Raw genomic sequence first — 11,724 nt, forward strand, 5'->3', positions numbered from 1 at the left:
TCCGCTGGTTCCCCGGGGCCGGCGGGAGATCGCCGATGCCCACGGGCACGTCTGGTGGTCCGCCCGTCGTTCGCGACGGAGAGGGGAGCGCCACCGTGGCCGGGGAGCGGCGTCGCGTGCGGCGCGAGCCGCGGTCCCCGGCCTACCGGTCGCGTCAACCCTGGCGCTTGGCCGGGCGGCCCTTCTTGGGGTTCGCCGGCCTGGCGCCCGGCTTGGGAGCGAGCGCCTTACCCGGCGTCGTCGGCTTGGTCTCCGGCTGCGCGTCGGTCTGCTTCGCGCGCCCGAAGAGGCCGCCCTTGGTCGGCTGCGCCTTCTTCGCCGGCGCCGGGATCGGCTTGCCGTCCTTGCCGATGACCGGTGGCGGCGGGAACTTGCGGAGCACCCACTGCTGCTGGCCGAGGGTGAAGAGGTTGTTGGTGACCCAGTAGATGATCACGCCGATCGGGAAGATCGCGCCGGAGACGAGCAGCGAGAGCGGAATGCCGTAGAGCATGAGCTTCTGGACCATGCGCTGCTGGGGGTCCTCGGCCCAGCCCGTCTTGAGGATCATCTGACGGCTGGTCAGGTAGGTCGTGGCCATCATGATCAGGACGAGGATGCCGGCGATGACCTTGACGGTGGTGCCGTTCGCCTGGAGCCGCGCCAGCTCATCGGCGGTGGAGCCGAACTTGCCGGCGATCGGCGCGGTGAACAGCTTCGCGGTCGCCGCGCTGTCGAACTGCTCCGCGGTCCAGCCGTACAGCGTCTTGGCCTGCTTGCCCGGGTCGAGCCGGCGGAGCACGTGGAAGAGACCGAGGAAGACCGGAATCTGGAGGAACATGGGCAGACAGCCCATGAGCGGGTTCGCCTTCTCCGTCCGGTAGAGCTCCATCATCTCCTTCTGGAGCGTCTCCCGGTCACCCTTGTGCTTCTCCTGCAGCTCCTTGACCTTGGGCTGGAGCGCCTGCATGGCCCGCTGCGACTTGATCTGCTTGACGAAGACCGGGAACAGGATCACCCGGACCGTGACCACCAGGAAGATGATCGAGAGGATCCAGGCCCAGTTCGTGCCGATCACGGCGTTGACCGGCACGCCGATCGCGTCCCAGACCGAGTGCCAGAACAGCAGGATCCACGAGATCGCCCAGTAGACCCAGTCGAGACTCAATTCGGGGCTCCAGTCACGTCGACGCGAGGGTGGCGGCGGCCCGGGGGCACCGGGTCATATCCACCGGGGTGGAAGGGGTGACAGCGCAGCAGTCGCCGGACCGCGAGGCCGATCCCCCGTAACGGACCGTGCCCCGCGATCGCCTCGAGGGCGTAGGCGCTGCACGACGGGTAGAACCGACAGCGGGCCGGCAGTGCCGGGCTTATCCAACGACGGTACGCGATGATGGGTCCGGCCAGCATGCGGCCACCGAGTGTCGGCGGCCGCGGCGGCATGTCGGCGTTCACCGTGGCCGCCGCGCGGGCCGGGACGCTGCCGCGAGCGCCGCGTCCAGATCGGCCCCGAGCCGGGCGTACGGGAGGCCGGCGGCCTCGGGCAGCGCCCGCACCACCACGGTGGCACCGGGCGGCAGGGCGGCGAGCCGCTCCCTGGTGAGGTGCCGCAGCTGGCGGCGTACCCGGTTCCGGACGACCGCGTTCCCGACGGCCTTGGACACGACGAAGCCGGCGCGGGCCGGGAGCTGTTGCGAATCGCTCCCGGCCGGCGCCGGCTTCGGTGTTCCTTCTTCACGTGCGGGCGGAAGGGTGAGGTGAACCACCACCGCACCCCGGCCGGCCCGCCGTCCACGACGGACCGCCGCGGCGAACTCGGTGCTGCGCCGCAGTCGCTGCGCGGCGGACAGCATGCCTACATGTTCCCCGGAGCGGTCGCCGTCAGGCCTCAGGCCGACAGGCGGTCACGGCCCTTGGAGCGGCGGGCGGAGAGGATGGCGCGGCCGGCCCGGGTGCGCATGCGCAGCCGGAAGCCGTGGGTCTTTGCGCGCCGGCGGTTGTTGGGCTGGTACGTGCGCTTGCTCACGTCAGGCTCTCCGTCTTCGTACGCCCCGCACGGTGCCGTCCGGGGTCGTGTGATGGTCTTCGGCCCTCGCACCGCCGACGGTTGCCGCGGTCGTGGCCATACTTTGCGCGGCTCGACGGCGGTTGACGTGCGACCGCGAGCAGCGAACACCCGTCACCCTACCAGAGGGCAACGGAGCAGCCGCTCCAGCTTACGCACCGCGACAATCACCGTCAAACACCGTGAGTCACCGGACACGCCGTGCCGGCCCGCCTCCACGGTACGCCCGCGAAGGTGGTTTTCACTCATGCCGAGAACGGGCGCGGTGGCCAGCGGTTGAAGGGTTGTGGACAACGCTGTTAGCGTGCCCGTTTGCCGGTCGGCCTCGTGCACCTGTGGCGCGGGCATCGGGGGCAGAACCGGATGAGGCAGTCGATCGTTCGGAAAGGTGAACCCGCTTCAGCACTGCCCGGCCGTCAGGAAGGTCACGTCGAGTGGGGACCGAGACCGGTCGGTACACAGGATGTGGATAACCTGTGGACGACGGTCCGGGAGCTGCTCTGCCCACCGGATATTTTGGCTGGTAGCGAGCGGCGCGGGCGCCGAATTGGCCACCTCGGCAGCGTCAGACGGCGGCCGGGAAGCGGAAGCGATGGGGGTGGCGCGACGGTGGCCGAGACGGTCGACCTTGCCGCGGTGTGGATGGCCGCGACGGAGGAGCTGGCGGACGAGATCATCTCGGCCCAGCAGCGTGCCTACCTCCGGCTGACCCGGCTGCGCGCCATCGTCGAGGACACCGCGCTGCTCGCGGTGCCGGACGCCTTCACCCGCGACGTCATCGAATCCCGACTGCGCCCGGCGATCACCGAGGCGCTCTCCCGGAGACTGGGCCGCGCCATCCAGGTGGCCGTGACGGTCCGGCCGCCCGAGGACGGACAGGGTCGCCCCACCGGCACGCTGTACGGCAGTGCCACCACGGACGGCGGGTTCCCGGCCCCCTCCGGTTATCCGGAGGACTACCACCAGGGCGGCCTCGGTCGGGCGCCCGAGCCACGCCGGGCGGGATCGGAGTCGGGGGAGCAGCCGGTCATTCAGGCGCGTGACACCGCGCCCGCACCGCACGCGTTCCCGCACGCCGCGCCCCCGGCCGACCCACTGCCGGCGGCCCGCAACGCACAGGAGGCGCTGTTCGCGGCTCCCTATCCCGACCAGGTCGCCCCGGCGGGTCCGGGCCCCGACCGCCGCGGCGGCACGCAACGCGGCCTGGAGTACCCGGACCCCGGCTACCCCGAGGCGGAGCACCGGCCGACGGACCATCGGGGGTTGCCGCGCGACGCGGACCACCGCGGGATGGACGCGCGCGAGACCGAGCGAGACCCGCAGCGCGGCGCGATGGACCACCGGCAGCCGGACCGGCGTTACCACGAGAGCGCACACCAGCCGCAACTCGGCCCGCGCGACGAGCCGCTGCGGCGCGAGGGAACCGACAACGGGCCGGGTCGGCTGTCGGCCGACCGCCGCGCGCCCGGTCGTGACGACCGCCGCCCCGGCGCGGGCCCGGAGACCGGAGGCAGCGGGAACCGGCTCAACCCGAAGTACATGTTCGAGACGTTCGTCATCGGCTCGTCGAACCGGTTCGCCCACGCGGCGTCCGTCGCCGTCGCCGAGTCGCCGGCGAAGGCGTACAACCCGCTCTTCATCTACGGCCACTCCGGGCTGGGCAAGACGCACCTGCTGCACGCGATCGGGCATTACGCGACGACGCTGGGCCACGCCCGTTCCGTGCGCTACGTCTCCACCGAAGAGTTCACCAACGACTTCATCAACTCCCTGCGGGACGACAAGATCAGCGCCTTCCAGCGGCGCTACCGCGACGTGGACATCCTCCTGATCGACGACATCCAGTTCCTGGAGAACCGGGAGCGGACCCAGGAGGAGTTCTTCCACACCTTCAACACCCTGCACAACGCGAACAAGCAGATCGTGATCACCTCGGACCGCTCGCCGAAGCAGCTGGCGACGCTGGAGGATCGGCTGCGCACCCGCTTCGAGTGGGGACTGCTCGCCGACATCCAGCCGCCGGACCTGGAGACGCGGATCGCGATCCTGCAGAAGAAGGCGGCGCAGGAGCGGCTGTTCGCGCCGCCGGACGTCTTGGAGTTCATCGCCTCCCGGATCTCCGCCTCCATCCGCGAGCTCGAGGGCGCGCTGATCCGGGTCACCGCGTTCGCCTCGTTGACCCGATCGCCGGTCGAGCTGTCGCTGGCCGAGGAGGTCCTGCGGGACTTCATCCCCGACGGTGCCGGGCCGGAGATCACCGCCGACCAGATCATGGTCTCCACCGCGGACTACTTCGGCGTGAGCATGGAGGACCTGCGCGGCCACTCGCGCTCGCGCGTTCTGGTCAACGCCCGCCAGGTCGCCATGTACCTCTGTCGCGAGCTGACCGACCTCTCCCTGCCCCGGATCGGCCAGGCCTTCGGTGGCCGCGACCACACCACGGTGATGCACGCGGACCGGAAGATCCGCCAGCAGATGGCCGAACGGCGGTCGCTCTACAACCAGATCGCCGAGCTCACCAACCGGATCAAGCAGAACTCATAGCCGCCGGGCCCACCGCCGCAGCGCCGTCCTGTGCGCCCGGCCGTGGGCTTTTCCACGTTCGTCCACACGTTATCCACCCCGTCTTTCCACCACCCGTGGACAACCGGCGGTGCCGTCTGCTCGCAGAACCCACAACCTGTGGACAACTTCTGGGGACGACAGTGTGGACGACAGCCGGCTGTCCACGGATTCGAATCCACCTGTGTGCACGCTGTTGAAGGTTCTGGGGATGTCGACGGACCGGAGGCCACGTTGTCCACGGCCCGCCCTCGGCTGTGCATGTCCTGTTGAAGGTTCTGGGGAAGAACATGACCTTCCACGGTGCGATCATCCCCACAGGTGGGGAGAAACCCAGGGGATATCCGGTGGATGACCGGTGGACAACTGGGGACAACCGTGGAAACGGCGACGCCTGTGGAGATCCGGGCACGTTATTACCGTGGTTCTCCACACCCAAACCACCGGTGGATAACGTGGTTGACCTGCGAAAACGCCCGATCTCCACAGATCACACAGCCCCGAAGAAGACGATGAGATATTTCTTCAAGAGAAGAAAACCCAATCACCAGGCTTGGGGATTCTGTGGGTTGCCGGACGGGTCGGTCAGAGTCACGCACCAAAAGGCGGAATCACCGGGGGCGGGCGCACGCCCCGCGACGCCCCGCCCTACAGTTCAATAGGGCCCGTGCGGCCCGTCGCCTCTCCGACGCCGCCCCACGGGCGCGCGACGGGCGGGCACGCCCAGCGGTTGGGCAAGCACAGCAGTTGAGCAAGCACAGTCGATACGCACACGAGGCACCCCCTGAGTCGACGCGGAGGCATGGCATGAAGTTCCGAGTGGAGCGCGACGCGCTCGCCGACGCCGTTGCGTGGACGGCGAAGAGCCTGCCCAGCCGGCCGTCGGTCCCCGTGCTCGCCGGCGTGATGCTGCGCGTCGCCGACGGGAGCCTGCACGTCTCGGGCTTCGACTACGAGGTCTCCAGCCAGGTGACCGTCGAGGTGCAGGGCGACGCCGACGGGGCCGCCCTCGTCTCCGGGCGGCTCCTCGCCGAGATCACCAAGGCGCTCCCGGCCAAGCCGGTGGACATCGCCGCCGTCGGCGCGCACCTCGAGCTGGTCTGCGGCAGCGCCCGGTTCACGCTGCCGACGATGCCGGTGGAGGACTACCCGAGCCTGCCGGAGATGCCGGCCAGCGCCGGGCGGATCGACGCCGCCGCGTTCGCGACCGCCGTCCAGCAGGTCGCCATCGCCGCCGGCCGGGACGAGACCCTGCCGATGATGACCGGCGTCCGTATCGAGCTCAACGGCTCCACCCTGGCGATGCTCGCGACCGACCGCTACCGCCTCGCGATGCGCGAGATGGAGTGGCACCCGGACAATCCGGACGTGAGCCTCAACGCGCTCGTGCCGGCCCGGACGCTGGCCGACACCGCGAAGACGATGGGCCCGCTCGGCGGCGTGGTGACGATGGCGCTGGCCCAGGGCGGCACGGGCGAGGGGATGATCGGTTTCGCCGGCGGCACCCGCCGGACGACCAGTCGGCTGCTGGATGGCGCGAACTACCCGCCGGTGCGCTCGCTCTTCCCGGCGACCCACAACTCCCAGGCCCAGGTCTCCGTCTCCGCGCTGGTCGAGGTGGTACGCCGCGTGGCGCTGGTCGCCGAGCGCACCACCCCGGTGCTGCTGAGCTTCAGCGCCGACGGGCTGGTCGTGGAGGCCGGCGGCACCGAGGAGGCGCGGGCGAGCGAGGCGATGGAGGCGACGTTCACCGGCGAGCCGCTGACCGTCGGCTTCAACCCGCAGTACCTGATCGACGGGCTGCAGAACCTCAACGCGCCCCACGCGGTGCTCTCCTTCGTGGACGCGTTCAAGCCGGCCGTGATCACGCCGGCCGACGCCGACGGGGAGATCATTCCCGGTTACCGTTACCTGATCATGCCGATCCGGGTAACCCGCTGACGCGCGTGACCGGCGAAACTGGAGGGGGACGTCAGATGCAGCTCGGCCTCGTAGGGCTCGGCAAGATGGGCGGCAACATGCGCGAGCGGTTGCGCGCCGCCGGGCACGAGGTGGTCGGCTTTGACCGCAACCCGGAGGTGAGCGACGTTGCCAGCGTCGCCGAACTGGTGGAGAAGCTGGCCGCGCCGCGCGCCGTCTGGGTGATGGTGCCCGCGGGCGTCACCGAGGCGACCATCGACGAGCTGGCCGGGCTGCTCGACGCCGGCGACATCATCGTCGACGGCGGGAACTCCCGCTACAGCGACGACGGCCCGCGGGCGGCGCGGCTGGGCGCGCAGGGCATCGGGTACGTGGACGCCGGCGTCTCCGGTGGCGTCTGGGGCCGCGAGAACGGCTACGCGCTGATGGTCGGCGGGGCGCCCGAGCACGTCGAGCGGCTCATGCCGATCTTCGACGCGTTGAAGCCGGCGGGGGAGTTCGGGTTCGTGCACGCCGGCCCGGTCGGCGCCGGCCACTACTCGAAGATGGTCCACAACGGCATCGAGTACGCGTTGATGCACGCCTACGCCGAGGGCTACGAGCTGATGGCGGCGTCGGAGCTGATCACCGATGTCCCCGGCGTCATCAAGTCCTGGCGCGAGGGGACCGTCGTCCGTTCCTGGCTGCTCGACCTGCTCGACGCGGCGCTGGAGGCCGACCCACAGCTCGCCGGCCTGCGCGGCTACGCCGACGACACCGGCGAGGGGCGCTGGACGGTCGAGGAGGCGATCCGGCTCGCGGTGCCGATGAACGTCATCGCCGCATCGCTGTTCGCGCGCTTCACGTCGCGCCAGGAGGACTCCCCGGCGATGAAGGCGGTAGCCGCGCTGCGCAACCAGTTCGGCGGCCACGCCATCCACAAGAACCCCTGACGCCGGTGTACGTCCGTCGGCTCGAACTGGTCAACTTCCGTTCGTACGAGCGCGTGGAGTTGGAGTTCGATCCCGGCGCCAGCGTGCTGGTCGGCCCGAACGGGGTCGGCAAGACGAACCTCGTCGAGGCGTTGGGTTACGTGGCGACGCTGGGTAGCCACCGCGTCGCCACGGACGCCCCGCTGGTCCGGGCCGGTGCGGCATCCGCGGTGATCCGGTGCGAGATCGTCCACGATGGACGTGAGCTCCTCGTGGAGCTGGAGATCGTGCCGGGCAAGGCGAACCGGGCACGGCTGGGACGGTCACCGGTGCGGCGGGCCCGCGAGGTCCTCGGGGCGCTGCGGCTCGTGCTCTTCGCCCCCGAGGATCTCGAGCTGGTCCGCGGTGACCCCGCCGAGCGCCGGCGCTATCTCGACGACCTGCTGGTCGCGCGGCTGCCCCGGTTCGGCGGGGTGCGCGCGGACTACGACCGGGTGGTCAAGCAGCGCAACGCGTTGCTGCGCAGCGCGTACCTGGCCCGGAAGACGGGCGGTTCGCGGGGCGGCGATCTGTCCACGTTGGACGTCTGGGACGCGCACCTGGCGCGGCATGGGGCGGAGTTGCTCGCCGGCCGGCTGGAGCTGGTCGCCGCGCTCACGCCGCACGTGGCGAAGGCGTACGACGCGGTGGCGGCCGGCAAGGGGGCGGCCGGCATCGCGTACCGGCCGTCGTTGGAACTCGCCGAGCCGGCGCCGAACCGGGACGCGCTGGAGGCGGCGCTGCACGCCGCGCTCGCCGAGGCGCGGCAGTCCGAAGTGGAGCGCGGCGTCACGCTCGTCGGACCGCACCGCGATGATCTGACGCTCAGTCTCGGGCCGCTGCCGGCCAAGGGGTACGCCAGCCACGGCGAGTCCTGGTCGTACGCGCTCGCGCTGCGGCTGGCCGCGTACGACCTGCTGCGGGCAGACGGCATCGAGCCGGTGCTCGCCCTCGACGACGTCTTCGCCGAGCTCGACGCCGGGCGCCGCGAGCGCCTCGCCGACCTGGTCAGCGGCGCGAGCCAGCTGCTGGTGACGTGCGCGGTCGCCGAGGACGTGCCGGCGGAGTTGCGGGGCGCGCGCTACCAGGTGCGGGAAGGGGAGGCGCGCCGTGCCGGATGAGGAGAAGCAGGAGCGCCCGGAGAAGCCGGTGCGCCCGAACGTCGAGGGCGTCGAACTGCCGCCGCCGTCGACCGGGCCGCAGTTGGCGCGGGCGGTGCTGGACGCCGCGAAGGCGCGGCGGGAGGCGAACCGTCCGCGGCGGCGTACCTCCGGCTCCGGCGACGGTGAGTCCGGCGCGGACGGCGGCCAGCCGCGGCGCCGGCTGCGCGGTTATTCCGGCCCCGGCCCCGACCCGCGCGACCCGCAACTCTTCGGCGACGTGCTGGCGCGGTTGATGAAGGCGCGCGGCTGGCAACAGCCGGCCGCCGAGGCGACGGTCTTCGGCGCCTGGGAGCGGGTGGTCGGTCCGGACATCGCGAAGCACAGCCGACCCGTGAAGCTCGAGAACGGCGAGCTGACGGTCGAGGCGGAATCTACGGCCTGGGCGACGCAGCTTCGGCTGCTGGCGGCGTCGCTGCTGCGGCGGATCGCTGCCGAGGTCGGCCATAACGTGGTGCGCAAACTGCACATTCACGGGCCGGCCGCCCCGTCGTGGTCGCGCGGGCCACGACGCGTGCGGGGGCGTGGCCCCCGGGACACGTACGGCTGAGCGGCACCCGCGAACGGAGCCGATCGGCGTTCCAGCCGACGGATTCGCGCAGCGTGATCCGCAGCTGCACCGGCTCTACCGCGAGCCCGCGCTGGCGGGCCAGCGCCGCGCCGGCCGCCAGCGAGGCGGCCGCGGCGAGCGCGCCGGCGAGCACGAGGGTCTGCCGGGGCCCGGCATGGTCGGAGAGCCAGCCGAGCAGGGGAGCGCCGACGGCGGCCGAGACCGAGCCGGTGACCGCGAGCGCCGCCAGGACCCGGCCGCGCATCGTGCCGTCGGTGTCGAGCTGCGCGCGGGTGCCGACGGTGGTGTCGATCAGCACCGCGCCGGCCGCGATCGGCAGGATCAGCGCGGCGAAGCTCCACGTGCCGGGGGCGAGCCCGGCGAGGATCTGCAGCAGGCTCGCCAGCAGGCCCACCCCGATCAGCGTGCGGTAGGTCAGCTCCCGCTGGCGGGCCGCGAAGAGCGCGCCCACGACCGTGCCGACGGCGAAGACCGTCGACAGCGTGCCGTAGCCGGAGGCGCCCGAGCCCAACGGTCCGTCGCTCATCGCCGCCATCGTGACCTGGTAGTTGCGGCCGAGGCTGCCCAGCACGAAGGAGAGCGCCAGCGCGATCAGGATCACCGGCTGCCGGCGCAGGTACGCGAAGCCGGCGCGGATCGCCGCCGCGTTGCGGGTGGGGACCGGCGCGGACGTGGGGGCGTGCAGCTCCTGCTGGCGTACGGCGAGCAGCGCGACGACCACCGCCAGGAAGCTGAGCGCGTTGACCGCGAACAGCGGCGCGGGACCGGCGGCGGCCACCAGGATGGCGCCGGCGCTCATGCCGAGGATCCGGCCGGCGGAGTTGGTCAGCGACCCGAGGGCCAGCGCGTTGCCGAGGGTGTCACGGTCGACGAGCGTCGAGCCCCAACGGCCCATCACCGGGCCCTCGATCGCGGAGACCGCGCCGCTGAACAGCGAGATGGCGTACACCAGGGGGAGGCCGGCGGAGTCGGACCAGGCGGCGGCGCCGAGCCCGGCGGCGAGGGCCGCGTGGATCACCTGACTGGCGACCAGCAGCGGGCGGGCGGGCAGCCGGTCGGCGAGCGCCCCGCCCCAGGTGCTGAGCAGCAGGGTGGGGATCGCCTGGAGCAGGACGGCGAGCCCCATCTTGGTCGCCGACCCGGTCTCCTGCAGTACGTACCAGTTGACTCCGAGCACCTGCATCCAGGTGCCGATGATCGACACGAATCCCGCGCCCGCCCAGATGCGGTAGTTGCGGTGCCGCAGGGCAGCAAACGTCGTACGCATGGCCGCCGCCAGACCTCCCTCCGGACGGTTGGCGGGGCCGCCACGACGTCCTCGATGCATCGCCGGAGCTCGGCGACGATCGGCAAGTCTGGCTTCAGTTGAGCCGTTTTGTTCGCATGTGGTGAGGCAGTTCACCGGGCATGGATGAGGACCGGAACGGGAGGCGGAGACAGCGGAGCCGATCGGGTGGCGCGACCCGCCGGAGGGACGGCCACGACACGCCGGTCGTACACCGGTCAGGAGTCGGCGTAGACCGCGAAGCCGCGATCCGCGCAGCGGCGGTAGAAGCGGGCGAGCACCGCCAGCTCCGACCGCGGGAAGCTCCACTGCGGGGCGTTCCCGGACTCGTCGCGCATCCCGTCGAGCCGGCTCTGCAGCCAGCGCAGCTGCTGCTCCGCGAGGCGCCCGTCGGCCAGCGCGCCCCGCAGCACCGCGCCGGTGCTGTCGAACGTGACCACCTCGCCGTGCTCGCCGTGTCCCTCGACGAAGCGCTCCAGCCCGCCCGCGATCCAGGCGCACCCGTCGGGGTCGATCACCGGGTCCTCGTCCTCGGCGGCGGCGTCTGTGGCGTACAGCACACCCTGCAGCCCGAGGAGCAGGTCGACCAGCTCGGTGTACGCGGTGGCCCGGACCGTGCCGGTCTTGGCGATGTGCTCGGCGAGCGCGGCGGTCGGCGCGGCGGTCGCCGGCCCGTAGGCCAGGTCACCGAAGTCGACGAACTCCGCCGGCGCCACCGGCTCGTAGAACTGGCCGGTTCGCGGCCACTGCACGGCGACGTTGTCCAGCCCCATCGGGCGTCACCTTTCCTGACCGCGACACCCGCCGCGGACGGCGGGGCGTGCGCTGGGTTACCGGGGTGCCGGTGCGAGAACGGCGGGGAAAAGTTACGGCATGCCGAGGCGTTTGCGCGACCCCCGGCCGGGCTGTCCGGTCCGTGCCGGCCGGCGCCGCGGACGGGTCGTGGTTCCCACCGCACGCCGACGATCCGACCCCGTGCGTGTGGGGGGAGTCGCGGCCGGCGGGGTTCGGCCCGCTACGAACCTCTGAGACGCCCCGGCGGGGTGCCGCATCCCGGTTCTCTCCGGTTCGCGCAGTAGGATTGATGTCGAGACGAGGAATGCCGCTCGGCGCGGCGACGCGGGGCCCGCTACGGCGGCGCCCGGGGGTCGCCATTCCGGCGGCGTCCCAGCCGATCGTGATCCGCGGGCGACCCGCGGCGACCGACGCGTCCGCCGCCCATCGGCGATCCA

10 protein-coding genes and 1 pseudogene are annotated in these 11,724 nt (G+C 71.8%); 5 read left to right on the plus strand and 6 right to left on the minus strand.

Translation table 11 applies throughout. The features are described 5' to 3' along the window. Nucleotides 1–154 precede the first annotated feature (154 nt). The 4 genes from yidC to rpmH are packed head-to-tail and all read right to left on the minus strand — an operon-like array spanning nt 155 to nt 2,005. Nucleotides 155–1,147 (minus strand): membrane protein insertase YidC, encoded by a 993-nt coding sequence (yidC, locus tag BLW47_RS05010; RefSeq protein ID WP_091551880.1) that lies wholly within the window; start codon nt 1,145–1,147, stop codon nt 155–157. Continuing rightward, nucleotides 1,144–1,389 (minus strand): membrane protein insertion efficiency factor YidD, encoded by a 246-nt coding sequence (gene yidD, locus BLW47_RS05015; RefSeq protein ID WP_217634771.1) that lies wholly within the window; start codon nt 1,387–1,389, stop codon nt 1,144–1,146. Before yidD ends, yidC begins: the two co-directional genes overlap by 4 nt. A 41-nt stretch (nt 1,390–1,430) precedes the next feature. Then, nucleotides 1,431–1,832 (minus strand): ribonuclease P protein component, encoded by a 402-nt coding sequence (gene rnpA / locus BLW47_RS05020; protein WP_091551883.1) that lies wholly within the window; start codon nt 1,830–1,832, stop codon nt 1,431–1,433. A 35-nt stretch (nt 1,833–1,867) separates the two neighbouring features. Next, nucleotides 1,868–2,005 carry a 50S ribosomal protein L34 gene (rpmH, locus tag BLW47_RS05025; RefSeq protein ID WP_091551885.1) on the minus strand — a complete coding sequence of 46 codons (138 nt, stop codon included), beginning with the start codon at nt 2,003–2,005 and terminating at the stop codon, nt 1,868–1,870. 648 nt (nt 2,006–2,653) lie between these two features. Between rpmH and dnaA the strand changes: the two genes are divergently transcribed. The 5 genes from dnaA to BLW47_RS05050 all read left to right on the plus strand — a co-directional run bounded on the left by dnaA (nt 2,654) and on the right by BLW47_RS05050 (nt 9,186). Beyond that, nucleotides 2,654–4,588: a chromosomal replication initiator protein DnaA gene (dnaA, locus tag BLW47_RS05030; protein ID WP_091551888.1), complete on the plus strand. Its 1,935-nt coding sequence runs from the start codon at nt 2,654–2,656 to the stop codon at nt 4,586–4,588. Nucleotides 4,589–5,413: 825 nt separating this feature from the next. After that, nucleotides 5,414–6,547, plus strand: a complete 1,134-nt coding sequence (gene dnaN, locus BLW47_RS05035) for a DNA polymerase III subunit beta (RefSeq protein WP_091551890.1) — start codon at nt 5,414–5,416, stop codon at nt 6,545–6,547. A 35-nt stretch (nt 6,548–6,582) separates the two neighbouring features. Further along, on the plus strand, nt 6,583–7,458 hold the full coding sequence (gene gnd, locus BLW47_RS05040) for a phosphogluconate dehydrogenase (NAD(+)-dependent, decarboxylating) (RefSeq protein WP_091551893.1): 876 nt from the start codon (nt 6,583–6,585) through the stop codon (nt 7,456–7,458). A gap of 5 nt (nt 7,459–7,463) precedes the next feature. Continuing rightward, entirely contained in the window at nt 7,464–8,597 is a 1,134-nt protein-coding gene (gene recF, locus BLW47_RS05045) for a DNA replication/repair protein RecF (RefSeq protein WP_091551896.1), read from the plus strand. Between the two features lie 28 nt (nt 8,598–8,625). Further along, nucleotides 8,626–9,186 carry a DciA family protein gene (locus BLW47_RS05050; RefSeq protein WP_091552594.1) on the plus strand — a complete coding sequence of 187 codons (561 nt, stop codon included), beginning with the start codon at nt 8,626–8,628 and terminating at the stop codon, nt 9,184–9,186. Nucleotides 9,187–9,313: 127 nt separating this feature from the next. Here the strand turns inward: BLW47_RS05050 and BLW47_RS05055 are convergent. Both BLW47_RS05055 and BLW47_RS05060 read right to left on the minus strand, forming a co-directional pair. Further along, nucleotides 9,314–10,534: pseudogene (locus tag BLW47_RS05055) on the minus strand (MFS transporter); the annotation flags it as partial. 176 nt (nt 10,535–10,710) lie between these two features. Next, the gene (locus tag BLW47_RS05060) at nt 10,711–11,265 is read right to left on the minus strand and encodes a hypothetical protein (protein WP_091551899.1); all 555 of its coding nucleotides are present in this window, start codon (nt 11,263–11,265) and stop codon (nt 10,711–10,713) included. Nucleotides 11,266–11,724: the final 459 nt, after the last annotated feature.

Origin of the sequence: Micromonospora pattaloongensis (genome assembly GCF_900107255.1) — a bacterium.
In the GTDB taxonomy this organism is placed as follows: domain Bacteria; phylum Actinomycetota; class Actinomycetes; order Mycobacteriales; family Micromonosporaceae; genus Micromonospora_I; species Micromonospora_I pattaloongensis.